Raw genomic sequence first — 25280 nt, forward strand, 5'->3', positions numbered from 1 at the left:
CCGGCACCAATTTAAGCGTCGGAACAGGCGTGGTGCAACCGGGGTGGCGTCAGCGCCGCGCGGTCAATTGCAAGCCCAGACCAATGGCGATGCCAGGGGCGAGGCCGAAGAGTATGCCGAGGAGCGGGCTGTCGGTCACCAGCGTGATGATCACCAACAGGGCGAGTCCCGATGCCAACCCGGCGACAAAACCGAGCGGCAGGCGGAAACCTTGAGTCTTGTGGGCCGGCTCACGTGGGGCCGGCGGAGGCGGATTGGATGTCATGGCGTCCGTTATGGACGCCATGACCTCACAGGAAGCTGAGTGACGCTTTAACTCTTCGTCAGATGCTTCACTCCGCGGCGAGCCAACCGTCAGCCATTGCTGACGGCGTCGTTGTAGAGCGTGGTGACCATGCGTTCCGTGGTGATGAAGCGCCAGCTCCACTCAGCGTCGTAATCTGCGAGCGGCTGCGCTGCCAGCACGGCTTCAAGATCGGCACCGCCTTCAACCAGGGTACGGACGCGGAAGGCCGCTTCACGCAGCATGTCGATGGAGGCCTGGAGCTCGACGCGCGTCGACAGCGGACCATGTCCGGGAATGATGCGGGTATCCTCACCGGCCATTGCCAGGCCCCGCTCCATGCCGGCCAGGTAGCCGTCGACGGTGCCGCCGGAATCAAGGTCGATGAAGGGAAACCAGCCCGAGAAGAAGATGTCGCCCATGTGCAGGATGTCGGCTTCCCGGAAATAGACGAACGCATCGCCATCGGTGTGGGCCGACGGTACATGGACCGCTTCGACGGTCTGACCATTCATGTGGAAGGTCAGGTCATCCCCGAATGTGAGGATCGGCAGAGCGCCCGGTGCATCTGTCCACTCAGCCTCTGAATCGGCGATCCGGGTGCGGATATTGTGATGGGCGGCAACGGTCGAGCCCTGCTGGGCGAAATGTGAATTGCCGCCGGTATGATCACCATGCCAGTGCGTGTTGACGATAAAGCGCGGCGCACCGGCGCCGGCGATCTCGACCACTGCGCCTTCGATCACCGAACCGGTATTGGGCAGCTGGTCATCGACCATCACCACGCCATCATCACCCGTCAGGAGGGCGAGATTGCCGGCAATGCCGGTCGAGATCATGTGAATGCCATCGCCCATGTCGGTCGATGATGCGGTCACGTCCTGCCGGACCGCCGACGCGGTACCAACAGCCATGCCACTCGCCGCAAGAACGGCTGCGGCCGTGCTGATTGCCAAACGAAAACTCATCTAATCCCCTCCCGAGATATCGCCGGACCCGCTTTCCGGCCTGTCTGGGTCTGATATAGGCACGATTTTCGAATTTGCATCCTCACCATCTGGTGAAGGTCCACCGCCCGGGCGCCATTCGAACGCCGCGCCGATGGCGACGCCCAGCGCCAGGCCGAGCCCGATCTGGTCGAACGCCACACCCAGGGCGACGCCGAGAGCGATCCCGACGCCAATCCCGGCGCCCCTGTTTTTTCGTTTACCGGCCATGCCTCGCGCTCCCGTCTTGCTGCGCAGAATTTACGGCCTGTTCACCCTGTTTTGGCAGAGGGATAAGGTCAAGGAGTGTCCCATGCGAAGCCTCATCACCCTTATTGCCTGCCTGACATTTGCCGGGTCTGTCTTCGCTTCCCAGGAGCCAGAGCACACCGCCACGCCTTCCGGGCAGGCCGTGCCGCGCTTCGTGTCGCTCAAGGTCGACGTCGCAAATGGCCGCTCCGGCCCGTCCTCCCAGCACCCCATCGCCTGGCGCTATCTGCGCGCCGGCCTGCCCATGGAGGTGATCGCGGAAACCCCGGACTGGCGCCGCGTGCGTGACCCGGAGGGCGAGGTCACCTGGATGCACCGCTCCATCCTGTCCGGGCGCCGGTCGGTCTACACACTGGAAGAAACCACCCTGCATGCCCGTGACAGCGACAGCTCGCCGATCGAGGCCGTTGCCGAAGCCGGCGTGGTCCTGTCACTGGAACGCTGCCGCACAGGCTGGTGCCGTGTCGAAGGGCAGGGATTTCGTGGCTGGGTACGCCCGCACACCTTGTGGGGCGTGTATCCCCAGGAGCTGGACACCGGGAACGGTGACGAAACCGACGGCAACCCCGCCTTGAGCACGTCGGTCGCGCATGATACCGCTCTGCCCTGATCTTCCCGGTCGATCATGAAAGGCCGGGTTTTCGTGACCAGCCCGGTGATCGCCATGCGCCTTCACACGCGGCGCAACTGATCGGCTACATGACTGAACGCCAAAGCTCTTTCAGCTACAATGACCTGATCGACTCCAGCAATGGAAAGATGTGGGGACCGGACAACGCGCAGCTCCCCGCGCCGCCCATGCTGATGATGGATCGCATCACTCACATCGACGACGAAACCGGTGAACATGGCAAAGGCCAGATCATTGCCGAACTCGACATCAAGCCGGACCTCTGGTTCTTCGACTGTCACTTCAAGGGTGATCCGGTGATGCCGGGTTGCCTCGGCCTCGACGCCATGTGGCAGCTGGTCGGCTTTTTCCTGTGCTGGAAGGGCAATCCCGGCAAGGGCCGCGCCCTGGGCGTGGGCGAGGTGAAATTCACCGGCCAGATCACACCGGATTGCCAGAAAGTCCGCTATGTCATCGACCTCAAGCGCGTCATCCAGCGCCGCCTGATCATGGCGATTGGCGATGGCCGTGTCGAAGTCGATGGCAAAACCATCTACACCGCCAAGGATTTGCGCGTGGGCCTGTTCAAGCCCGGCGAAATGGCCTGACCCAGGAGAGCCTCATGCGTCGTGTTGTCATTACCGGTCTCGGCGTGATTTCCCCGATCGGCAATAATGCTGCGGAAGTCACCGAGTCCCTGAAGAACGGCAAGAGCGGCATTGGCCGCATGGAAAGCTTCGCCGAGCTCGGATTCCGCTGCCAGGTCGGCGGCAAGCCGGACATTGACCCGGCCGCCCATGTCGACAAGCGCGTCTACCGCTTCATGTCGGAAGGCGCCGGCTGGAATTACATGGCCATGGAACAGGCGATCGCCCATTCCGGCCTTGAAGAGTCCGACATTTCCAACCACCGCACCGGCATCATCATGGGCTCGGGCGGACCGTCAGCCGGCACGATCGTGAATGCGGCCGACATCACCCGCGAAAAGGGCCCCAAGCGGATCGGTCCCTTCGCCGTGCCCAAGGCGATGAGCTCGACGGCCTCGGCGACGCTGGCCACCCCGTTCAAGATTCTCGGCGTGAACTATTCCATCACCTCGGCCTGCACGACCTCGCTGCATTGCATCGGTGCCGCGACCGAGCAGATCCAGTGGGGCAAGCAGGACGTCATGTTCGCCGGCGGTTGCGAGGAGATCCACTGGGCGCTCTCCAACCTGTTCGATGCCATGGGCGCCATGTCGACCAAGTATAACGACACGCCGGAACAGGCTTCGCGCGCCTTCGACAAGGACCGTGACGGTTTCGTCGGCGGTGCCGGCGCCGGTGTGGTTGTTCTGGAAGAATACGAGCGCGCCAAGGCGCGTGGTGCCAATATCATCGCCGAGGTAACCGGCTATGGCGCCACCTCCGACGGGCACGACATGGTCGCCCCGTCCGGCGAAGGCGCCATCCGCTCGATGAAGCTGGCGATGGAAACGGTCAACACGCCGATCGACTATCTCAACCCGCACGCCACCGCGACCCCGGTCGGCGACATCAAAGAGATGGAAGCGGTCAAGCACGTCTTTGGCGACAGCGCCCCGATGATCTCGGGCACCAAGTCGATGACGGGCCATTCGCTCGGCGCCGCCGGCGTCCACGAAGCCATCTACACATTGCTGATGATGAAAGAGGGTTTCGTCGCCCCGTCGATCAATGTCTTCGACATGGATCCCGACATTGCAGCCCTGAACCTGCCCATCATCACCGAGACCCGCGACGCCGATCTGAAAACCGCCATGTCGAACTCCTTCGGCTTCGGCGGTACCAACGGCACGGTCGTTTTCGAAAAAGTCTGACCCGCCCGACACGGCGGCTTCTGATCCAGAAGAGGATATCACGATGAGTGACACGGTTTTCCCGGCCGGCGAGCTGATGAAGGGCAAGCGCGGACTTGTCATGGGCGTCGCCAACAAGAACTCGATCGCCTGGGGCATTGCCCAGCAACTGGCCGCCCAAGGCGCCGAGATCGCCTTCTCCTACCAGGATGAAGCGCTCGAGCGCCGGGTCCGCCCGCTGGTCGAGAGCCTGCCCTGCGAGCCGTTCATGGTTCAGGCCGACGTCACCAATGACGCCTCCATGGATGCCTGCTTCAAGGCGCTGGAAGACAAGTGGGGCACGATCGACTTCCTGGTCCACGCCATTGCCTTTGCCGGCAAGGACGAGCTGGTCGGCTCCTTCACCGAGAACACCACCCGCGAGGGCTGGCGCCGGGCGATGGACATCTCCGCCTTCTCCTTCGTCGATGCCGGCAAGCGCGCCTCCCACCTGATGCCCAATGGTGGTTCGATGGTGACGCTGACCTATCTCGGCTCGGAGCGCGTCGTGCCGTCCTATAATGTCATGGGTGTCGCCAAGGCGGCGCTGGAAGCCTCGACCCGCTACATGGCCCGCGATCTCGGCCCCAAGGACATCCGCGTCAACGCGCTGTCGGCTGGCCCGATGCGCACCCTCGCCATGGCCGGCATCTCCGGCGGCAAGGCCCTGATGCGCACCGGCCGCGAATGGTCGATGATGAAGCAGGACACCAAGATGGAAGGCGTCGCCGGCGCCGCCCTCTACCTGCTGTCAGACCTCGGCTTCTCCTGCACAGGCGAGACGCTGCATGTGGATGCCGGTTTCCACGCCGTGGCGGTGCCGAGCATGGATGATGACGACTGACATCTGACGACACTGTCGGACTGAAAGACCCCGCTGGCGGATGCTGGCGGGGTTTTTTGTTCGCGTGTTCAACTGCTTGTCGCTTTACTATTTGATTGGTCGAGCTAGCCTGGCGACATGACCAAAGTCGTCCTTATGCAGTCCATGGCAAGCGCGTACACCGAAGTGTCGGGCGAGACCTACTTTGTTCCAAAGCGTCTAGTTAAAGCCGCGAGCGAGGCTGTCGGGGATCTCGCGCTGTTCTATGAGCCGCGCGCTGGGGGCGGTCGCTTGGCTTATCTAGCCGTCGCACAAGTTTCCGACCTGCAAAAAGTTCCAGATGGTTCGGGCGACTGCATTGCTCACCTATCCAACTATTTGGAGTTTACAGAGCCCGTTCCACACCGCAGGGCGGATGGGTCTTATTGGGAAGCCAAGCTCCAAAAGCCAGACGGCTCTGGAAACCAAGGTTCGTTTGGTGTTTCGGTGCGACGAATTCCGGATGACGAATTCAGCCTGATTTGTGACGTCGGGTTTTCGCCAGACCTTTTCGAAGGCACGAGGACCGACCGGCCAGGCCTCTCAGATCCTCCCGCGGTGTTCAAGCGACCGATCGTAGAGCAGCTTGTTTCTCGTAAGTTTAGAGATGCCGCTTTCGCTCGAACCGTTCGCACTACCTACGATCAACGATGCGCTGTTACAGGTCTTCAGATCATCAACGGTGGCGGTCGGGCGGAAATTGAGGCGGCTCATATCCGCCCTGTGGCCGACGATGGGCCCGACTCAATTCAAAACGGCGTCGCCCTGTCACGAACGGCGCATTGGCTTTTCGACCGTGGCCTAATCGCTATCGACGACAATCATCGGCTCTTGAAAGCGAAAAATCTGCTGCCGGATGGGGTCGAGCGGTTGTTCGACCCGAGTGGGTTTGTATCTGTGCCGGAGGCAGCGCATCTTCGGCCGCACTCCGAATTTCTGCGCTACCACCGGGAAACCTACTTCAAAGGCTAGTTCGCGCTACTCCGCAGCCTCTTCCTCATCCCCACCCATCGGATTCACTTCCGGCTTCACCCAGCGGTCGAGCCAGTCGATGCTTTCTGCCAGCACGTGGAGGATGCTCTCGCGGCCGCGATAGCCGTGGCTTTCATAGGGGAGCATGACCAGGCGGGCTGTGCCGGCATTGCCCTTGACGGCCGCGAACATGCGTTCGGACTGCATCGGGTAGGTACCCGAATTATTGTCCATCTGCCCGTGGATCATCAGCATCGGCTCGTTGATCTGGTCGGCATGCATGAAGGGTGAAAGCTCGAAATAGGTCTCCGGTGCGGCCCAGAAGGTGCGGCGTTCGGACTGGAAGCCAAACGGCGTCAGGGTGCGATTATACGCGCCCGAGCGGGCAATGCCGGCCCGGAAGACGTCGGATGCCGCCAAGAGGTGCGCCGTCATGAAGGCCCCATAGGAATGGCCGGCGATCGCCAGACGCTCGCCATCGCCAAAGCCCATCTCGACCGTCACATCGCGCGCCGCTTCGGCGGAGAGGACGAGCTGGTCGATGAAGGTGTCATTCACCGTCAGCGGGTCATCGCCAACGATCGGCATGGTGGCGTTCTCCAGCAGGGCATAGCCCTGGGTCACCAGAAAGCGCGGGCTGGTCCCGGCAACACGGGTGAACTCGTACGGCGAGCCGGAGACCTGACCGGCAGTCGAGGCGTCATTGTATTCCAGCGGATAGCCCCAGACGAGCACCGGCAGGGTGTCGCCCTCCTCGTAATCGGCCGGCAGGTAGAGCGTGGCCGAGAGCGGCACGCCGTCCTCCCGCTCATAGGTGATCAGCTCGCGGCTGATCTCGTTGAGCTGCGGGTGCGGATTGGCGAATTGCGTGATCTGGGCGGTTTCTTCACCCGCACGGTGCCAGCGTACATTGGGCGGGGTGATCGGGTCCTGCCAGCTTGTCAGGAACGCGGAACCGTCCGGCGACGTCAGGCCGATGACCTCCTCGTAATTCTCGCCGGAATTGCGCCAGATTTCCGTCGTCTCAAACGTCTCAAAGCTGACACGGTTGAGGAAAGGACGTTCGCCCTCTGGCGTGGCGCCATCGCCGGCCATGTACATATAGCCATCATGGACGCCGACAACGTTCCGTCCGAATTCATTGCGTACGCTCAGGGCACTGCCGGGATTGGCATAGCTGTCCTGGTAGTTGCGCTCCTCGGCAAGGCGCGGCTCGACCGACGGGTCGGCGAAATCAACCAGCCAGCGGCGGATGACGCGGGTATCGCGATCATACTCCATGGAGAAACCGAGCTGGCCTTCGGTGGTGAACTGGGTGCCGTAATAGCGGTCCTCGGTTCGCAGAATCTCGGTCGGGTCGCCACTGAATGGCGCCTCAAGCGCCCAGACACTGTCGCGCTGATCGGTTTCAACGCGCGGATCGCCATTGTCGAGCGCCTCCGCCCAGGTCAGACGCGCTGCATGGCTGGCCTGCCAGCTGACCGAACGGCGACCGGTGACCACGCCACCAATCGGCACATTGTCGCCCAGGGGCTGGCGGGCAATCGTCGCGACTTCATCGCCATCCGTGTCGATGACGAAAACCCGATCCGGGAAGCGCGACCAGGGCACCTGGTAGGAGAAGGGTTCTTCCATCTCGCCAACGAGGATGTAGTCCCCGCCCGGGGCCGGGGATGCCGAATAATAAAGGCCCGGCTCACCGATTTCACGTATCCGCGTCCGACCGCTGGTATTGACGACCGCGAGCTGGCTCGAAGCCAACCAGGCAAAGAGGGCGGCATCATGATCATCAGTCAGCAGGTCCTGATAGGTCCGCACCGGCGCTTCATAGCCGCTGGCTTCCTGCGTCACCGGGCCGGAAGGCACGCGCGGGCGCTCCGGCATGGCACCCCGGTCCGGGTCCACCAGATGAACAAGCAGGCGTTCACCATCAGGCATCCAGTCAATCGGCGAGAAAACGGCATTGATGCCGCTGTCGACAAGCTCGCGGGCCCGGGCGCGCTCGACATCGACGACCCACAGGGAGAGCTCGTCATTGCGGGTCATCACGAAGGCGATCTGCGATCCGTCCGGCGACCAGCTGGTGTAGGAGATGCCGGCATCGTCGGGCAGGCGGACCTCACGTTCCTCACCGCTCTCCAGATCCATCAGCGAGAGACCGACCACAGAGCGTGGGCCATGACGACCATTCAGCGTCGCATCCAGCCGCAGCCCGGCAAGGCGTTCCATCGGTCGGGCCAGCTCGGCAACCGGCGGCAGGGCCTCGCGATGCATGAGGAGCAGCGTGTCGCGCGCCGGCGAGAGCGAGGTCCAGGGTGAGGGGGCCGCGTCCACGATGTCGATAATGTCCTGGGGTGGCAGGCGATATGGGTCCTGCGCGGCGACCGGTGCGACCCAGAAGGCAGACGCCGCCACCAGTCCCAGTCCGGCCTTGAGGCCAGTTTTCATCATCGATTTCAGCATCACGAGCTCCCCGAATATGTGTCCCGGGGAAGATAGGCGGACGCGGCCCGGTTTCGTCTAAAGTTTTTGTAATGTGGACCGGGCATCCGGATCCGGGGCCGGCGCGATGGCCGGGGCGAGCGCCTTCATGCCCATCACCAAACGCAGGACCGGGATGTGCCGCAACACTTCGAAGCCAATGATACAGCCTCCGAAGGTCGTCGCCGTAATGATCGCGAACTCGGTCCACACTCCAAGGCCGGCATCGCGAATGGCAAAGCCTGTCGCCACGATGATGGTCTGATGCAGGATGTACCAGGGAAACACCGCCGCGGTGAGATAGCGTCGGACTGGCCCGTCCTGGTTCAGCCAGCGGCGGGCAGCGCCCAACAGGGTCAGGATGATCGTCCAGGCAAATACGATCCGGCCGATCCGGGCGATCCACAGCAGGACCGGTTCTCCCAGCGCCACCTCGATATGGGTGTAGGCCCAGAACAGATAGGTCATCAGGATCGCCGTCAGCCCGCCGGCCACCGGCAGCGCCCGATCCACGCTGCGCCACACACCCTCATTGCGGGCCATGAAATAGCCGATCAGAACCATCGCCAGCGAGTTGGCGTGATTGGCCCAGTCGTCGAACAGGGCATGGGTTGTTGGAAAGTGCTCGGTCAGGGTGAAGCGCACGACAAGGAAGGGAAGGAGCGGCAAGCAGAGCAACGCCGCGATCCCGACCCACCCGCGTGACGCCGCACGGCCAGCCGCCCGCAGCGGCTCACTCTCGGCCAGCCTGCGCAGAACCGGGACGAAGGGCGCTAGGAGCAGGGAATAGACGAACAGGTAGACGACATACCAGAGATGGTTCCAGGTCGGCGTGTGCAGCTCCCAGGGCCCGGCCCACTCACCGGCATATTGGCGATAGAAGTCCCACCACCCCGGCTCGATGATGCCGTCGATGCGCAGCTCGGAATAGGACTGAGGCGGCACGATCACATACATGCCGAACACGATCACCGGGAAGAGCCGCCACAACCGGTCGAGGGCGAATTTGCCGCTGCCCAGCTTATCCGACAGGAAGCGCATGGCGACGCCCGAGACAAGAAAGAGAAGCGGCAGGCGCCAGGGACTGGAGAGCCACATGAAGGGCTCCATTGCGTCATTCGCATTGAGACTCTTGGCGTGCCAGCCCTCCGTGTTGAAGAACATGCCGGTGTGATAGAAGATCAACAGGATGAAGACGCCGATGCGCAGCCAGTCCAGACCGAACTGGCGACCTGCGCCGGGCTGAGGGGGATGGGTCATTGTCGCAGTCATGGGAAGGCTCCTTGTTGGTCCCAGTCATCGGACTTGCGGCCGACATCCAACAGTCGGCAGGGACATCCGGCAGGCCCGCGGGACGGGTGTCCGCATGGCAGGGATCAGCGGCGGCCTGGGGGGATGAGTTACTGAAGCCCGACTTGCCGACATCCCGTCGCAGGTTGAGCATCGCTTCATGACCGAGACATTTTCCTCTGACCGCAATCGCGCCGATCAGGCCGAGAGCCGGGCCTTCTGGCTGGCCTGCCAGTTTGCCTGGCTGTCCCTGTTCGTCTTCTGGGTGATCGCCTCGACCTCGATCGATACCGAATTCGCCCGCGACGGACGGGAGGGTCCCCCCTTCTTCTCCTGGGTGACCGAAGGGTCCAGCGTCGTCATGACCGCCTTGATGGTCCCGGCCATGATGTGGCTGGGATTGCGGGCCCCTCTGGAGCCGGGCCGCTGGCTGGGCTCCCTGCCCTGGCATGTCGCGGGATTTCTTGGCTATACGAGCCTGCACGTGCTGGGCATGGTCCTGATCCGCGAAGGCGTCTGGGCCTTCGGTTATGGCAGCGATTATGAGTTCTTCCACGACTCCCCCTGGCGGGAGATCGTTTATGAAGCCCGCAAGGATATCGGCACCTATGCCGGATATCAGATCATCATGATCGTCTCGCTCGCCCTGCAGATGCGGAAGCTGGAAGTCGAGGTGGCCCGTGCGGAGGCGCGACAAACACACCGCCTGACCCTGAAATGCGGCGGCCGGACTCTGCGTATCGCGGCGGACGAATTCCGCTCCGCCCAGGCGGCCGGCAATTATGTCGAGATCCGTCTGGCAGGCGGCGAGCATCTGGCCCGGTCGACCCTGACCGAACTGGAGAAGCAGTTGGGCGATGCCGGCATCGATGCCGTTCGTGTCCATCGCTCATGGTTGGTCAATCGTGACGCCGTCCGTGAAATCGCCCCGACCGGCGAAGGCGATGTCGCCATCACTCTGGATACCGGAGACACCATTCCGGGCAGTCGCCGCTATCGGGATCGGCTGAACGCGGCGTGAGCCCGCTCACCGTGACGATGAAGAACGCCAACGATCACGAACACGCCCACAAAGAACACCGTGATGACCACGATGTCCCAAGGCCAGGCAGGACCGTCCCGCCCCCAGCCCATGACCAGGGCCACCGACGCCAGGACCGTCAGGACCACGACGGAGGCGAGGCAAGCTGTCGCGAACCCGCGCCCGCGAACGGCCTGCAGGATCGCTCCGGCAAGGCCAATCGCGGGCACGAGGAAATAGGCCAGATTGGCGTCATTTCCCGACGCGCCAATAATGCCGACTGCCCCGTTGATCCAGAACAGGAGCAGGTTTGCGACCAGCAGCCCCACACCCGCCAGTTTGCAGGCCCTATGCGCCCGGCCCCGGAACAGCGCGACGCCTCCTCCCACAAGAACGGCCAGCATCGCCGCGGCGATCAGGAAATCGAGCAGGTCCCAATTCATTGGCTGTCCAATCCGGCCACGCTGGCGGCATCGATCGCCGACAGGAGGTTTTTGCAAAGAAAAGCCCCGCCAGCTTGCGCCGGCGGGGCCTTTTGATCAATCAATCGGACGGGACGTCGCCTATTCGGCGCTTTCCTCTTCCTTCTTGATCTCTTCGCCGGTCTCCTGGTCGATGATTTTCATCGACAGGCGGACCTTGCCGCGATCATCGAAGCCGAGAAGCTTGACGTAGACTTCCTGACCTTCCTTGACCACGTCGGACGGGTGGTTCACGCGCTCAGCCTTGAGCTGGGACACGTGGACGAGGCCGTCCTTGGGACCGAAGAAGTTCACGAAGGCACCAAAGTCCATGACCTTGACGACCTTGCCCTTGTAGATCTGACCCTCTTCCGGCTCGGCCGTGAGACCGTGAATCCAGTCGAGAGCTGCCTTGATCGAGGCGCCGTCCGAGGACGAGACCTTGATCACGCCGTCGTCATTGACGTCGACCTTGGCACCGGTGGTTTCGACGATCTCGCGGATCACCTTGCCGCCCGAACCGATCACGTCGCGGATCTTGTCGGTCGGAATGGTGATGGTTTCGATGCGAGGTGCGAACTCACCCAGCTCGGTCCGGGCTTCGCCCAGAGCCTTGCCCATCTCTTCAAGGATGTGCAGACGACCGCCGCTGGCCTGGGCCAGGGCTGTCTTCATGATCTCCTCGTCGATACCGGCGATCTTGATGTCCATCTGCAGCGAGGTGACGCCTTCGGTGGTACCAGCCACCTTGAAGTCCATGTCGCCGAGATGATCCTCATCACCCAGGATGTCGGAGAGGACAGCAATGCCTTCCGGATCCTTGATCAGGCCCATGGCAATGCCAGAGACCGGACGGGTGATCGGCACGCCAGCGTCCATCATGGACAGCGAAGCGCCGCAGACCGTAGCCATCGAGGACGAGCCATTCGACTCGGTGATCTCGGAGACCAGGCGGATCGTGTACGGGAAGTCTTCCTTGGTCGGCAGGACGGCTTTCACCGCACGCCAGGCCAGCTTGCCGTGTCCGATTTCCCGGCGACCCGGAGCAAGACGGAAAGACGTCTCACCGACCGAATAGGGCGGGAAATTATAGTGCAGCATGAAGCGTTCTTTGTAGGTACCCGTCAGAGCGTCGATGAATTGCTCATCTTCGCCTGTGCCCAGGGTCGCAACGACCAGGGCCTGGGTTTCACCACGCGTGAACAGGGCTGAACCGTGCGTCCGCGGCAGGATGCCCGCTTCGGACACGATCGAGCGAACCTGATCGAGCGAACGGCCATCAATACGCTTGCCGGTCTTGATGATGCCACCGCGAACGATGGAACTCTCGACCGCTTTCATGACGTCCTTGAGGGTCGTCATGTCGATGCCGTCCGGACGGTCTTCGGTCTGGAGCAGGGCCTCGACCGCCTTGTCTTTCGCCGCACCAACCGCTTTGTAGCGCTCGGTCTTGTCGACGATCGTGTAGGCGGCGGCCAGATCGTCACCGATCAGGTCGCGAACCTTGGCTTCCTCGGCCGAGTGATCAGCCGGAGCATAATCCCAAGGTTCCTTGGCAGCGCGTTCAGCCAGCTTGATGATCATGTCGATCACCGGCTGGAAGGCCTTGTGACCGGCCATGACAGCGCCGAGCATGACCTCTTCGGACAGCTCCTTGGCTTCCGATTCAACCATCATCACCGCGTCCTGCGTACCGGCGACGACGAGATCAAGCTCGCTGTCGTCGATTTCATCGCAAGGCGGGTTGATGATGTATTCGCCGTCCTTGTAGCCGACGCGGGCAGCGCCGATCGGACCCATGAAGGGCAGACCGGACAGAACCAGGGCCGCGGAGGCACCGATCATGCCAACAATGTCGGGATCGTTTTCAAGGTCATGCGACAGGACCGTCAGCATCACCTGGACTTCATTCTTGAAGCCCTTGACGAACAGCGGGCGGATCGGACGGTCGATGAGGCGCGAGGTGAGCGTCTCCTTGTCCGTCGGACGGCCTTCACGCTTGAAGAAGCCGCCAGGAATCTTGCCTGCTGCGAAGTATTTTTCCTGATAATTGACCGTCAGCGGGAAGAAATCGACTCCCGGCTTGGCCTGTTTGACGCCGACGGCGGTGGCGAGAACTGTCGTCTCGCCGTAGGACACCATGACGGCGCCGTCAGCCTGGCGGGCGACCCGCCCGGTTTCGATGGTGAGTGGGCGACCTGCCCACTCAATCGTTTCTTTCTGGATATCGAACATATCGTCTTTCGTACGGATGGCGTCGCGGATCAGCGGCGCAGACCCAGTTTCTCGATCAGAGCCTGATAACGGGCCACGTCCTTGTTCTTGACGTAGTCGAGAAGCCGGCGGCGCTGGGAGACCATCTTAAGAAGGCCGCGACGCGAGTGGTTGTCCTTCTTGTGGGTCTTGAAGTGCTCGGTAAGGTTGGCAATCCGGGTCGTCAGGATGGCCACTTGCACTTCCGGCGATCCCGTGTCGGTTTTGCCACGGGCATGTTCAGCGATCAGCGCGGATTTGCGCTCTTGCGTAATCGACATCGGGTTCTCCTAAACTCGTTATGTCGACTCCCTGACGTGTCAGGGAGTGAGGTTGAAAACACGCGCGGGCTGGAACTTTCCGGCCCTTGCGTCGCCGAGCGCCACTGCCACGCCGTCGCAAAGTGCCAAAGCGGTAAAGGTGCAGTCCTTGCCCGCAATTTCGCGAGGTCGGCGCTGCGCCTTGAGCTCTTGCGCTTGACGCGGGAGCAGGACGATCGGACGTCCTAGCTTCAACTGGAAGGATTCCTCTTCGGTTATGGCCAGCGCCGGGATGTCGTCCAGCGCGGTCTGAACCGGGAGCAGAGCTTCCGAAGCGGCGCCCTTATGAGCCATTTCTTCCAGTTCGTCCAGCCTTGTGGATTCCGCTTCCGTGAATCCAGCAACGCGAATCCGGCGCAGCGCTGCCACATGACCTTCCGTCCCCAGCGCAAGGGCGATGTCTCGCGCCAGAGAGCGGACGTAAGCGCCCTTGCCACAACGCGTTTCGAGAACTGCCATGTCCTCGGACGGACAGTCGAGAAGGCGCAGATCCTCGATATGAATCTCGCGCGCTTCAAGTTGCACATCCGCGCCGCTGCGAGCCAGGTCATAGGCCCGCTCGCCGTCGACCTTGATCGCGGAGAATGCGGGCGGAACCTGCTGGATATCGCCGATGAAGTCCGGCAATACCGCCTCGATCCGGTCGCGACTCGGACGGACCTCGCTCGTTGCGATGATCTCGCCTTCGCGATCAAGCGTCGTCGTGCGCTCACCCCAACGCACAGTGAAGCGGTAGGTTTTCGACCCTTCCACAGCGAAAGGCACCGTCTTGGTCGCTTCGCCGAGTGCTATCGGAAGAATGCCGGAGGCCAACGGATCAAGTGTTCCCGCATGCCCCGCCTTCCGCGCGTTGAAAATTCGCCGGACTGCCGAAACAGCCTGGGTTGATGTGATGTCGAGCGGCTTGTCGAGGATCACCCAGCCGTGAATATCCTCGCCCTTGCGGCGTCTTCCCATGTCAGTCTCCATCTGGCGTCGGGGATCGGACCCGAGCGCGGGAGGGGCGGACCTAGAGGATTGACGCGGCTGAAGCAAGGGTCCCGGACTTGCTGGGCAGGAGCGAAGCACCTAGTTGTGGAAGCCTGCACGAGGAGTCTTGCATGTTCCGAACCGCGCTTGCCGTGCTGGTCCTGACAGTCGGTCCGATGACCGAAAGCCGGGCCCAGCCTGCCGCTGACGCTCGCCTGCTGGAAGAGCGAGTGCGCGACTGGTTTGAACCGCTCGTGGAAACACGCGACTTTTCGGGCGTCATCATGGTCCGCCACGGTGACAATCTTCCGGCAGCCCTGACCTTTGGCTATGCCGACTGGGTCACCGGCGAGCCGATGCGGGCAGACGCCCGCTTTCCCACCGGCTCGATTACCAAAAGCCTGACAGCAGCAATGGCGCATCGACTGATCGATGAGGGCCGCCTCGCGCCGGACACTGTCGTTTCGCGCCTTGTCCCGGAACTTACTGGCTATGACAGGGTCCGGATCAGCGACATTCTCGGCCACACGGCCGGTTTGCCTCGGGACGTGCCGCCGGGCGCCCTTGGCGACAGCGCCAGCGATACGCTGGTGGCCTGGCTGGCCAACCAGCCCGCCCCCGATGCGGGGCCTCATGCCTATGCCTATTCCAATGTGGGTTATGGCCTGCTTGCCGTGATCATCGAGCGCGCCGTCAATGCCCGCTTCGAGACATTGCTCACCACCGAGTTTCTGATCCCGCTGGACCTGCAGAGAAGCCGGGTCGTGCGTCAGGACGGGTCCACCCTCGCCGGTGTGCCGACGGGCTATACCGCGGGCCCGTTGCCGCTCGACCTCCGCGCGCCCATGGCCAACACGCCTGCCCTTGGGGCATCTGGCCTGGTGGCTCCGATGGAGGACTTGTTGCGATTGGCGGATGCGGTCGCGAGCCGCCGCATCGACCTGTTCGAGCCAGATGGCCGGATGACCGGCTCCTGGAGCGTCGAGCAATTGAGCGGCGAAACGATCTATACCATTCAGGGTTCGGTGCCCGGTTACAGCGCCGGAATCTCTGTTCTGCCCGAACGCGACATCACCATCGCCTATGGAACCAGTCTTGAATCCTATCCCAATTGGGAAATTCGGGACGTCCTGCATGCGCTTGCTCTGGGACAGCCCGTCGCGCCCGCCGCCGGCCGCCCCGCCACCGATCGCCTGACGTCTGGCCATCTGGAAGCCGTCGGCACCTATTCAGGAAGCCCGTTCGGTCCGGTAGCGCTCACGCAGACCGAGGGCGGGCTGGACCTGGTCCTGACGGAACGAGACTGGCGATTCTACCTCACGCCAACCGGGATCGACGCCTTCAACTGGCGGCTTTTCAATACCGATATGACATTGGAGCGCGATGCCGCCGGGCGCGTGACCGCCATCACGGCAAACCAGGCAGGGCTCACCGGAGAGGGGCGTGGCTACCGCCTCGAACGCACCGACTTGCCGCCGTTGCCGACAACCGGAACCGAGACCACCGAAAACTAGTCTTCGGTGTTGTCGGGCAGACCCTCATCCGCATCCAGATCGCGCCGGACCTGAGGCCGGTTGAGCAGATCATCGACATGACTGGCCGTGTCGAAGGAATTGTCCGGATGGAAGTGCAGTTCCGGCGTGAACTTCATCTCGATCTCGCGACCGAGACGTCCGCGCAAGAAGCCGGCACAGCGGTTGAGGCCTGCGGCGAGCTTTGCCGAGTCGCCACGACCCAGCGGGGCCACATAAACCTTGGCGGTCCGCAGATCCGGGCTGGGGCGCACCTCTGTCACCGAGATCAGCTGACCTTCCAGGTCCGGGTCACGCAGCTCCTCACGCGTCAGAATACCGACAAGGGCATGACGGACGAGTTCACCGGCGCGCAATTGGCGCTGGCTCGGGCCTTTCGGCGGCTGGGTCTTGCGGCGGGCCATGCGGATCTCCATCCCGGCGGAAGCGAGGCGCGCGGGTGTACGCCCCTTGGCCGGGTGATGCAAGACCTGCCCGGAAGGGGGCATTCGTCCCTCGACCTCCCGGGCTCATCACTTTAGTCGCCACTCCCCCTTTACCGGGACAGATCTGGCAGCGCTATTCGACCCGACACGCCGCCGGCAGGAGCGGCCAAGGACAATTCCAGGACACACAGAGACCATGTTACGACTGACCACCCTCTCGCTGGCCATAGCCAGCTGTCTGACCGGCCTGGCGGCCGCATCGGCCGATCACCACGCCGAGACACCTCGTGCCATCGCCGAGGCCTGGCTCGAAGCCTATTCGAAGCAGGATTTCGAGGGGATGACCGCACTGATGACGGAAGACACGGTCTTCGTGGATCCGACCTCATTCGATATCGCGGCGATCACAAACCGGATCGAGTGGCAGGGCCCGGACGCCATCACTTCCGGTGTCGGCGCCTGGGGCATCAACCATGGCCGTTACACGATCGAGCGAAGCTATGAATCGTCAGGGCGGGTAATCTTCAATGGCCATATCGATGTGATTTATGGCGAAGGCGAGGGGGCGCAGGCCTTCCGCTACCCCATTACCACCATCATTACTGTCGCGGACGGGCATGTCACCGAGCATCGGGACTATACCGACTTCAACGGCGCCAGCCGTATTCCCGCACCTCACTGACCCGTTACGCGGCGTTCTAGATGCCCCTTGAGATGGTCCGAGCAGGGTGTGTGCCCCCTGCCTGGACCGGGCCGGTGGCCTGGGGATGTACTGCCCGAGCCAAAATCCCTGGGCCACCGGCCTGATACCGTCCGCTTTTTTTGGAGTCCAAGCCTGATGACGATGAAATCTGCACTCGCAGGACTAACCTGCACCGCTGCTCTGATGCTGGCTCCGACGGCCCTCGCCCAGGGCGAGGCCAATGTCGCCGCAGAGGAAGTCGCCCGCACCTATATGGCGCATTATTCCAACCTTGAGCTCGACGCGATGGAAGCCATGCTGGCCGACGATGTCGCTTTCCGCGATCCGACGGCCGAGACGGAGGAGCATGGATTTGACGGGCTGAACAGCGCAGGCCGCGATGCAATGATGGGATTGCTGCGTGAATTCGTTGAGACCTACGACCCGATCGAGCTCGGTTTCGAGTGGGACCAAGTCTACACGTCGAACAGTCGCGTCATCTTCATCGGTCATGTCAACGCACTCTACCCGACCCAGACCGAAGGGCAGAATTTCCGGTGGCGCTCCGACCAGGTCAGCGTCGTGACCGTACGGGACGGGATGGTGGTTCGCCATGATGACTTCGCGAATTACGCCACGCCCGAACAAGGGATGATCACGGCCGAACCCGGTCACTGATTGCGGCACATACCCTCCCGCCTGTTCGCACGAAAAAGGGCGGCCCGATCGGGCCGCCCTTTCTTGTTCCAGACTGATCCGGCGGATCAGGCTTCCAGCTTGCGCGCCACTTCGATGACTTCGAAGCACTCGATCTGGTCGCCTTTCTGCAAGTCTTCATAACGCTCGAACGCCATGCCGCACTCGGTGCCCGACTTGACCTCAGGCACTTCATCCTTGAAGCGCTTGAGCGTTTTGAGCTTGCCTTCGTGCAGCACCGTGTCGTCGCGCAGAAGACGGACGCCACAGCCCCGCTTGACGGTGCCTTCGGTCACCCGGCAACCCGCAACCTTGCCGGTCTTGGTGATGTTGAAGACTTCCAGGATCTCGGCGTAACCGATGAAGTTCTCGCGCTTCTCCGGCGCCAGCATGCCTTCCATCGTGTTCCGAACATCGTCGATCACATCATAGATCACCGAATAATAGCGGATCTCGACATGTTCGCGTTCGGCCAATGCGCGCGCCTGCTTGTTGGCGCGGACATTGAAGGCGAAGACCGGCGCACCGGACGACTTGGCGAGCAGAACATCGCTTTCATTGACACCGCCCGGAGCTGCATGGACCACGCGGGCCCGGACTTCGTCATTGCCGATGCTTTCGAGCGACTGCTTGATGGCTTCGGCCGACCCCTGCACGTCTGCCTTGATCAGCAGCGGCATTTCCTGGGTCGCATCCTGCTTCAGGCGCGCCATCATCTGTTCCAGCGAGGCGCCTGCAGACGAGGTCGCACCGGAGGCTTCACGCTCCTTGCGTTGACGATAGTCAGCGATCTCGCGAGCGCGGGACTCGCTGTCGAGAACGGCAAAGACCTCACCGGGATCCGGTGCACCGGCGAGACCCAAAATCTCGACCGGAACCGAGGGTCCGGCTTCATCGAGCTGTTGGCCGCGCTCATTGACGAGCGCGCGCACACGGCCCCACTGGGCGCCGGCGACGAGGATGTCACCGCGCTTGAGCGTGCCACGACGAACCAGCAGGGTCGCTACCGGGCCACGGCCCTTGTCGACCTGGCTTTCGATCACGATGCCTTCGGCACTGCGCTCCGCATTGGCCTTCAAGTCGAGCAATTCGGCCTGCAGATTGATAGCCTCGGTCAGCTCGTCCAGCCCATCGCCCGTCTTGGCAGAGACATTGACCGACTGCACTTCACCCGACATCGCCTCGACGACGATTTCGTGTTGCAGGAGATCGGTCAGGACTTTTTGCGGATTGGCTTCGTGCTTGTCGCACTTGTTGACCGCCACGATGATCGGCGTGCCTGCCGCCTTGGCGTGATTGATCGCCTCGATGGTCTGCGGCTTGACCGAGTCATCGGCCGCCACGACCAGGATCACGATATCGGTCGCCATGGCCCCGCGCGAACGCATGGCCGAGAAAGCGGCGTGGCCCGGCGTGTCGAGGAAAGTGATCTTCTCGCCGCCCTTGAGCTGTACCTGGTAGGCACCGATATGCTGCGTGATGCCGCCGGCTTCGCCCGATGCGGTATCGGTCGAGCGCAACGCGTCGAGCAGAGACGTCTTGCCGTGGTCGACATGACCCATGACGGCGATGACCGGTGCGCGAGGCGCCTTCGCTTCATCAGCATCATCATCGGCGATGAAGCCTTCTTCGACGTCAGCTTCCGAGACGCGCTTCACGATATGGCCGAAGTCCTCGACCACCAGTTCCGCGGTATCGGCATCCAGCACATCATTCACGCGGACCATCTGGCCCTGCTTCATGAGATACTTGATGACGTCGACAGCACGTTCGGCCATCCGGTTGGCCAAGTCGGCCACGGTAATGGCTTCCGGCACGATGACTTCGCGTTCGATCTTGTCGCGACCGCCAGACGTGTCCTGGCGGCGCTGTTTCTCGCGCTCACGCGCTCGGCGAACCGAAGCGAGCGAACGCTGGCGCTCCTCATCACCTTCCAGAATGTTCTGGATGGTGAGCTTGCCGCGGCGGCGATTGTCGGTCTTGGCGCGCGCCGGCTGTTGCTTGGTCGCCGGGCCGGGGCCTGCCCCGCCGCCCTTGCGCTTCACACGTCCGCCCAGCGCTTCGAGGGCGCTGGCCGGATCCGTCATGGGCGCGGCATCGGGAGCGCGCTTGTCTTCCTTGGCAGCCGGGCGTCGGCGCGGTTCATCATCCCGCTTGCGGCCGCTTTCCTTGGCGGCCTTGGCTTCTTCGGCTTCCGCTTTCAGGCGCGCCTCTTCCTCGACAGCGCGTCGGGCTGCCTCTTCGGCTTCCTCGACTTCGCGCGCCGCACGTTCGCGCTTCTCTTCGAGCTGGCGACGTTCGTCGGCAGCACGTTGCTGCATTGCGGCGTCTGCCTGCTTCTTCTGGGCTTCCCGGTCAGCGGCTTCGGCACGAGCCCGGGCAATGGCCCGCTGGCGCGCAACGAGTTCCTCTTCGGACAGGCCGAGCTGGCGCGCCTTGGCGGCCAGGGCGGATTCACCGCCCTTGGCATTGCCAGACTGCTTGCCACCCGCGCCGCCATCCTTGGCAGGCGTTGCCACGCGCTTGCGCTTCTTCTCCACAACGACCGCCTTGGAGCGACCCCGCGCAAAGCTTTGCTGCACGGTGCCACCGCCGGAGCGTTTCAGAGAGAGCGGCCGGCGGCCGGAGGAGTTGTTGTCGTCTGCGTCGCTCATGCGAGCCTTCCAAATCGGCTTTCGTTCCGCGGGGCCTTCCGGTAGCCGAATGCCGGAAACCCGCACTGTTCAAACCACTGCCCGGCCTGAAGGCTCGCTAAACTAGCCAGCTCAAGGCCGATATCAACCGCTGTCGCGGCAATCTCCGCACGTCAGCCTTGCGGGACGAGCGGCCGGAAGCCCGAAAGCTTCCCCATGACAGTCGTGAAAGCCCGCGCTTGCGAGCCCCTCGACATGCTGGCGTGAACCACGGGACTGCGACCTGTCGCAACACCAATGGCTTCCGCCGTGAAACATCCAGCGACCGGGACATCGCCCCAAGCCGCAAAGGCCAGTCGGTCCAGCTTGGACCGACCATCCTCGGCCCCGTCCGACGCTTCGATGCGCCAGGCGGGCTTCCCGGCCTTGAGCGCCAGACGCACTGCGTCATAGCCCAGGGCCAGATCTCCGGAACGGCGCGCCAAACCAAGCAGGTTCAGCGCGCGCTCGACCAGCTGGCCCTCAATCAAGCCCGGCAGGTCTTCCGGCATCGTCACCGGACACCCGAAGGCCCGGTTGAAGGCGGATTTCTTGACCGCCTTCTCAATCAGCTCCCGCTGCGCACTCACCCAGGCGCCACGCCCCGGCAGCTTCGCCGCGAGATCGGGAACCAGCTGCTGGCCCGGCCCAAGGGCCATCCGGACAAGCTCCGCTTCGTCGCGAACCTCTCCGCTGGCCACACAGCGCCGCTCCCTGGACAGGCTGGCCCGAGGGTTAGTCAGCCTTCGCCTCCTCACCCTCTTCGGGCAGCTCGGCGTCGAGGTCGAGGCCAAGTGCCGCGGCTTCGGCTTCCAGTGCGGCGAGATCCATGCTCTCGACATCGAAGACTTCGGCGGCTTCATCCACCTCTTCCTCGACGACTTCCGGCTGCGGCAGGTCTTCTTCCGAAATCCAGCCCGCATCCACACGCGCGCGCATGATCATCATCTCGGCATCTTCGGACGACAGATTGAAGTCTTCCAGAATGCCCGGCTCGCGCACGCGCTCGCCATTCTTGGTTTCAAACCAGCCGCGCAGGTCATCGGTGACCAGACCGGCGAGATCCTCGACCGTCTTGACGTCATTCTCGCCAAACTTGACGGTCATGGCGAGTTCCACGCCCTGCACCTCGAGCACGGCATCCTCGACGCCCAATTCCTTGCGCTTCGCGTCCTGCTCAGCCGCCTGGCGGTCGAGGAAATCGCGGGCTCGGGCCTGGATTTCTTCCGCTGTGTCCTCGTCAAAGCCTTCGATGGCAGCGATTTCGCCGAGATCGACATAGGCGAGGTCTTCAACGTCGGTGAAACCTTCCGTGGCCAGAAGCTGGGCAATAACTTCGTCGACATCAAGGGCAGCGATGAAGAGCTGGGTCCGCTCGGCGAATTCCTTCTGCCGGCGCTCGGACTCTTCTTCCTCGGTCAGGATGTCGATCGACCAGCCGGTCAGCTGGGAGGCGAGGCGCACATTCTGACCGCGGCGACCAATGGCGAGCGAAAGCTGCTCATCCGGCACGACGACTTCAATGCGCTGGTCTTCCTCGTCGAGAACGACCTTGGCGACTTCCGCCGGCTGCAGCGCGTTGACGATAAAGGTCGCCGGGTCGTCAGACCAAGGGATGATGTCGATCTTTTCACCAGCCAGCTCGGAGACCACAGCCTGAACACGCGAACCGCGCATACCAACGCAGGCACCGACCGGGTCGATGGACCCGTCATTGGAGATCACGGCTATTTTCGCGCGCGAACCCGCATCGCGAGCGACAGACGGGATTTCGATGATGCCTTCATAGACTTCCGGTACTTCCTGCGCGAACAGGGCGGCCATGAAGTCCGGATGGGCACGCGACAGGAATATCTGCGGACCGCGAACTTCCTCACGCACATCATAGATATAGGCGCGAACACGTTCATTGTTCTGCAGGTTTTCGCGCGGAATTCCGTCGGCACGACGGATGATGCCTTCCGCACGGCCGAGATCAATGATCACATTGCCGTACTCGACGCGCTTGACGATGCCGGAAATGATCTCGCCGACGCGGTCCTTGTACTCTTCGAACTGGCGCTGGCGCTCGGCTTCACGCACTTTTTGAGTGATCACCTGCTTGGCGGTCTGCGATGCGACACGGCCAAACTCGATCGGTGGCAGCTCGTCGGAGAAGACCGTGCCAACTTCGGCAGTCTTGTCGATTTTCTTGGCGTCGGCGAGGGTGAGCTCCTGGCTCTCATTCTCGACTTCTTCCACAACCGTCATGTTGCGGGTCAGCGACAGCTCGCCCGTCTTCGGGTCGATCTTGGCGCGAATGTCATTCTCGGCTCCATAGCGGGAGCGCGCAGCCTTCTGGATGGCTTCCTCGATGGCCTCGATCACAATCGATTCATCGATGGACTTTTCTGCCGCGACCGCACGCGCGATCTGCAGCAATTCCAGCCGGTTTGCACTGACACCAATGCTCATCGGGTGATCCCCGTTGCGTTGAAAAGCGACATTATTCGTCTCCTTCAGTCGTCGCGGAGCTGGCGCCCCGCGCTTTCAAATCTGCCTCGATCAAGGCGTCTGTCAAAACCAGTTTGGCTTCAAGGATCCAGTCAAACGGGATCATCGTCGTTTCGTCTTCGCCTTCCATGTCGAGACCGACATTATCGTCCTCGACGCCGGCCAGAATGCCGCGGAAGCGCTTGCGACCCTCGGCCAGGCGGTCAAGCTCGATCTTTGCCTCATTACCTTCCCAGCGCGCGAAATGCGGCAAGGTGGTGAGCGGACGATCAATACCGGGCGAAGAGACTTCCAGATCATACTCGCCGGCGATCGGATCCTCGACCTCGAACACGTCGGAGAGCGCGCGTGAAAAGCGGGCACAATCCTCAACCTCGATCGCCGTGCCATTTGCGCGATCTGCCATGATCTGCAGCCGTGGCCGTTTGCCGGACATGATCCGCACCCGCACCACCTCCAGCCCGAGCTCGGCAGCGACCGGCTCGGCGAGAGCGAGAATGCGATCATCCTGTGGCGACTTGGTCTTCAAGGCACGAGTTCCGTCTGCAGAAACAAAAAGAGCGGCCGCCGAAGGCGACCGCTCGAATGTATCATCCGATACAATCGAACATGTAATGAGGCCTGTATACGCCCCATGGAGACGATTGGCAAGAGATCAGCTCGGCTGCAACATCCCGGTCGACAACCACCCCACCCAAGCAAAAGTCCGACTTCGGGACTCTTAGGCGAACCGGAATACGGTGGCTGGCAGTCATCGGCTGCGCCAAGAGCGGGACTGGGTTTTATCGCCGGACGTATGACTGGTGGCCCGGATGTGACCCGTCAAACCGAAATATATGTGACCATCTCCTCGCTTGCCGGGACCGCGATTGCGCCGACTCCCATGGCCCGCCTGCCGCCGCTGATCAGTCGCGCAGGAAGTCCATGAAGACTGGCGCGCAATCGCCGAGATTCTTGGTTTCATACCGCGTCGTGATGTGATCGGCGGGCGGCGTCCGCCAATCTTCCGCAGCACACGCCTGCCACACGAAACGCCCGTCGCCTGACAGCTCGGCCATGCAGTGGTCGGCGTAGGATTTGACGTCCGTCGCAATACGCAAGCGTCCGCCGGGCTTCAGCAGGCGTGCAAATTGGTCGCGGGTCTCGGGCTGGACGAAGCGCCGCTTGGCGTGACGCTTCTTGTGCCAGGGATCCGGGAAGAGCAGATAGATCCGATCGAAACAGCCGGCCTCGAAGCGCGGCAGGATTTCGCGGGCGTCCTCGCGGGCGAGGCGGACATTGGTCAGGCCCGCTGTATCGACGCCGGTCAGTGCCTTGGCGACGCCATTGAGAAAGGGCTCAATCCCGATGAAGCCGATTTCAGGATGGGCCGTGGCCTGGGCAACCAGATGTTCTCCGCCTCCAAAGCCGATTTCAAGCGCCTGCTCGGCACAATCCGGCAGCAGCGTCTTCGGCACGATCATCCCCGCTTCCGGCAGGGTGATGCGCGGCAAGAGGTGATCAACGAGGCCTTGCTGGCGCGCTGACAAGGGCTTGCCCTGTGAGCGTCCAAACAGCCTGAAAGCGGGTTTTTCTGGCGTATCTTGCGTCATGGGGCGCGGGTTTAGCGTTTTCCGGCAATGCTTGCACCGGGAAAGTCAGCGTTCATCACGCGTCGGCCGGGTCTTGCGAGGCCAGCGTTCGCACCAGTTCCAGCACACGCCGCCGAACCTTGCCGTCCTTGATGCGCGAGAAAGATTCCGCCAGCGAGACACCATCACTGCTCTGGATGAAGTCGTAGACAATCGGTGCCTGGTCGCCCTCGGCCACGCCGGAAACCGCAATCTCACCGACAAGACCCTCGAAGAAGAACTGGACCGGCACTTCTAGGGCACGTGACAATCGGTATAGCCGGCTGGCGCCGACCCGATTGACGCCGCGCTCATACTTCTGGATCTGCTGGAAAGTCACGCCGAGCTCGTCTCCCAGCTTTTCCTGGCTCATCTTGAGCAATTGTCGCCGCAGCCGGACACGAGATCCGACATGAATATCGATCGGATTGGGGCCATGCGGGGTCACCTTCGGCATCGGGATACCTCTTTCAGGTTGCACCACAGTGAAGGTCGGGTTTGCCAAACTAGCACAACCGACACGATGCGACCCAATCA

The 25280-nt window shown here is 62.5% G+C and carries 25 protein-coding genes; 9 read left to right on the forward strand and 16 right to left on the reverse strand.

Annotation, left to right across the window (positions count from 1 at the left end):
- Positions 1-49: 49 nt before the first annotated feature.
- The 3 genes from JXQ94_RS14260 to JXQ94_RS14270 all read right to left on the reverse strand — a co-directional run bounded on the left by JXQ94_RS14260 (position 50) and on the right by JXQ94_RS14270 (position 1500).
- Positions 50-265, reverse strand: a complete 216-nt coding sequence (locus JXQ94_RS14260) for a hypothetical protein (protein WP_421924448.1) — start codon at positions 263-265, stop codon at positions 50-52.
- An 89-nt stretch (positions 266-354) separates the two neighbouring features.
- Positions 355-1251, reverse strand: a complete 897-nt coding sequence (locus JXQ94_RS14265; RefSeq protein ID WP_421924449.1) for an MBL fold metallo-hydrolase — start codon at positions 1249-1251, stop codon at positions 355-357.
- Positions 1252-1500 carry a hypothetical protein gene (locus tag JXQ94_RS14270; RefSeq protein ID WP_421924450.1) on the reverse strand — a complete coding sequence of 83 codons (249 nt, stop codon included), beginning with the start codon at positions 1498-1500 and terminating at the stop codon, positions 1252-1254.
- An 82-nt stretch (positions 1501-1582) separates the two neighbouring features.
- Between JXQ94_RS14270 and JXQ94_RS14275 the strand changes: the two genes are divergently transcribed.
- From JXQ94_RS14275 to JXQ94_RS14295, 5 genes are all read left to right on the forward strand, one after another.
- Positions 1583-2149: an SH3 domain-containing protein gene (locus JXQ94_RS14275; RefSeq protein ID WP_421924451.1), complete on the forward strand. Its 567-nt coding sequence runs from the start codon at positions 1583-1585 to the stop codon at positions 2147-2149.
- A gap of 89 nt (positions 2150-2238) precedes the next feature.
- Positions 2239-2757 (forward strand): bifunctional 3-hydroxydecanoyl-ACP dehydratase/trans-2-decenoyl-ACP isomerase, encoded by a 519-nt coding sequence (gene fabA, locus JXQ94_RS14280; protein ID WP_421924452.1) that lies wholly within the window; start codon positions 2239-2241, stop codon positions 2755-2757.
- A gap of 14 nt (positions 2758-2771) precedes the next feature.
- Positions 2772-3986: a beta-ketoacyl-ACP synthase I gene (gene fabB / locus JXQ94_RS14285; protein ID WP_421924454.1), complete on the forward strand. Its 1215-nt coding sequence runs from the start codon at positions 2772-2774 to the stop codon at positions 3984-3986.
- 43 nt (positions 3987-4029) lie between these two features.
- Positions 4030-4848: an enoyl-ACP reductase FabI gene (locus JXQ94_RS14290; RefSeq protein WP_121211387.1), complete on the forward strand. Its 819-nt coding sequence runs from the start codon at positions 4030-4032 to the stop codon at positions 4846-4848.
- 117 nt (positions 4849-4965) lie between these two features.
- Positions 4966-5838: an HNH endonuclease gene (locus tag JXQ94_RS14295; protein ID WP_421924455.1), complete on the forward strand. Its 873-nt coding sequence runs from the start codon at positions 4966-4968 to the stop codon at positions 5836-5838.
- A gap of 6 nt (positions 5839-5844) precedes the next feature.
- Here the strand turns inward: JXQ94_RS14295 and JXQ94_RS14300 are convergent, their stop codons facing one another.
- Positions 5845-8301, reverse strand: coding sequence for a S9 family peptidase (locus JXQ94_RS14300; protein ID WP_421924456.1), 2457 nt, complete (start codon positions 8299-8301; stop codon positions 5845-5847).
- A 57-nt stretch (positions 8302-8358) separates the two neighbouring features.
- Entirely contained in the window at positions 8359-9591 is a 1233-nt protein-coding gene (locus tag JXQ94_RS14305; protein ID WP_421924457.1) for an acyltransferase family protein, read from the reverse strand.
- Between the two features lie 178 nt (positions 9592-9769).
- Between JXQ94_RS14305 and JXQ94_RS14310 the strand changes: the two genes are divergently transcribed.
- Positions 9770-10630, forward strand: a complete 861-nt coding sequence (locus JXQ94_RS14310) for a LytTR family DNA-binding domain-containing protein (RefSeq protein WP_421924458.1) — start codon at positions 9770-9772, stop codon at positions 10628-10630.
- On the opposite strand, the gene JXQ94_RS14315 is transcribed toward JXQ94_RS14310, so the two are convergent.
- The 4 genes from JXQ94_RS14315 to truB all read right to left on the reverse strand — a co-directional run bounded on the left by JXQ94_RS14315 (position 10603) and on the right by truB (position 14621).
- Complete coding sequence (locus tag JXQ94_RS14315; RefSeq protein WP_421924459.1) at positions 10603-11073, reverse strand: hypothetical protein; 471 nt, start codon at positions 11071-11073, stop codon at positions 10603-10605. The two genes, JXQ94_RS14310 and JXQ94_RS14315, sit on opposite strands and share 28 nt — an antisense overlap.
- A gap of 120 nt (positions 11074-11193) precedes the next feature.
- Positions 11194-13326 carry a polyribonucleotide nucleotidyltransferase gene (gene pnp, locus JXQ94_RS14320; RefSeq protein WP_421924460.1) on the reverse strand — a complete coding sequence of 711 codons (2133 nt, stop codon included), beginning with the start codon at positions 13324-13326 and terminating at the stop codon, positions 11194-11196.
- A gap of 29 nt (positions 13327-13355) precedes the next feature.
- Positions 13356-13625, reverse strand: a complete 270-nt coding sequence (rpsO, locus tag JXQ94_RS14325; RefSeq protein ID WP_295691054.1) for a 30S ribosomal protein S15 — start codon at positions 13623-13625, stop codon at positions 13356-13358.
- Positions 13626-13664: 39 nt separating this feature from the next.
- Positions 13665-14621, reverse strand: a complete 957-nt coding sequence (truB, locus tag JXQ94_RS14330) for a tRNA pseudouridine(55) synthase TruB (protein ID WP_421924461.1) — start codon at positions 14619-14621, stop codon at positions 13665-13667.
- Between the two features lie 143 nt (positions 14622-14764).
- On the opposite strand from truB, the gene JXQ94_RS14335 reads away from it, so the two are divergent.
- Positions 14765-16147 (forward strand): serine hydrolase domain-containing protein, encoded by a 1383-nt coding sequence (locus JXQ94_RS14335; protein WP_421924462.1) that lies wholly within the window; start codon positions 14765-14767, stop codon positions 16145-16147.
- Here JXQ94_RS14335 and rbfA read toward each other — a convergent pair.
- Complete coding sequence (rbfA, locus tag JXQ94_RS14340; protein WP_421924463.1) at positions 16144-16569, reverse strand: 30S ribosome-binding factor RbfA; 426 nt, start codon at positions 16567-16569, stop codon at positions 16144-16146. The genes JXQ94_RS14335 and rbfA overlap by 4 nt on opposite strands.
- A gap of 217 nt (positions 16570-16786) precedes the next feature.
- Here rbfA and JXQ94_RS14345 point away from each other — a divergent pair, with 217 nt between their 5' ends.
- Complete coding sequence (locus tag JXQ94_RS14345; RefSeq protein WP_421924464.1) at positions 16787-17272, forward strand: nuclear transport factor 2 family protein; 486 nt, start codon at positions 16787-16789, stop codon at positions 17270-17272.
- A gap of 156 nt (positions 17273-17428) precedes the next feature.
- Positions 17429-17950, forward strand: coding sequence for a nuclear transport factor 2 family protein (locus tag JXQ94_RS14350; RefSeq protein WP_421924465.1), 522 nt, complete (start codon positions 17429-17431; stop codon positions 17948-17950).
- 86 nt (positions 17951-18036) lie between these two features.
- Here the strand turns inward: JXQ94_RS14350 and infB are convergent, their stop codons facing one another.
- The 6 genes from infB to JXQ94_RS14380 form a co-directional block, all read right to left on the reverse strand.
- Positions 18037-20622, reverse strand: a complete 2586-nt coding sequence (gene infB, locus JXQ94_RS14355; protein ID WP_421924466.1) for a translation initiation factor IF-2 — start codon at positions 20620-20622, stop codon at positions 18037-18039.
- A 152-nt stretch (positions 20623-20774) separates the two neighbouring features.
- The gene (locus JXQ94_RS14360) at positions 20775-21398 is read right to left on the reverse strand and encodes an RNA-binding protein (protein ID WP_421924467.1); all 624 of its coding nucleotides are present in this window, start codon (positions 21396-21398) and stop codon (positions 20775-20777) included.
- The gene (gene nusA, locus JXQ94_RS14365) at positions 21376-23094 is read right to left on the reverse strand and encodes a transcription termination factor NusA (RefSeq protein WP_421924468.1); all 1719 of its coding nucleotides are present in this window, start codon (positions 23092-23094) and stop codon (positions 21376-21378) included. The genes JXQ94_RS14360 and nusA overlap by 23 nt, the downstream gene beginning before the upstream one ends.
- A 31-nt stretch (positions 23095-23125) precedes the next feature.
- The gene (gene rimP / locus JXQ94_RS14370) at positions 23126-23662 is read right to left on the reverse strand and encodes a ribosome maturation factor RimP (RefSeq protein ID WP_421924469.1); all 537 of its coding nucleotides are present in this window, start codon (positions 23660-23662) and stop codon (positions 23126-23128) included.
- Between the two features lie 376 nt (positions 23663-24038).
- Positions 24039-24725 (reverse strand): tRNA (guanosine(46)-N7)-methyltransferase TrmB, encoded by a 687-nt coding sequence (trmB, locus tag JXQ94_RS14375; RefSeq protein WP_421924470.1) that lies wholly within the window; start codon positions 24723-24725, stop codon positions 24039-24041.
- A gap of 55 nt (positions 24726-24780) precedes the next feature.
- Positions 24781-25200, reverse strand: a complete 420-nt coding sequence (locus tag JXQ94_RS14380; RefSeq protein ID WP_421924471.1) for a helix-turn-helix domain-containing protein — start codon at positions 25198-25200, stop codon at positions 24781-24783.
- Between the last annotated feature and the right edge of the window lie 80 nt (positions 25201-25280).

Origin of the sequence: Maricaulis maris, assembly GCF_049116555.1 — a bacterium.
Taxonomy (GTDB): Bacteria; Pseudomonadota; Alphaproteobacteria; order Caulobacterales; family Maricaulaceae; genus Maricaulis; species Maricaulis maris_C.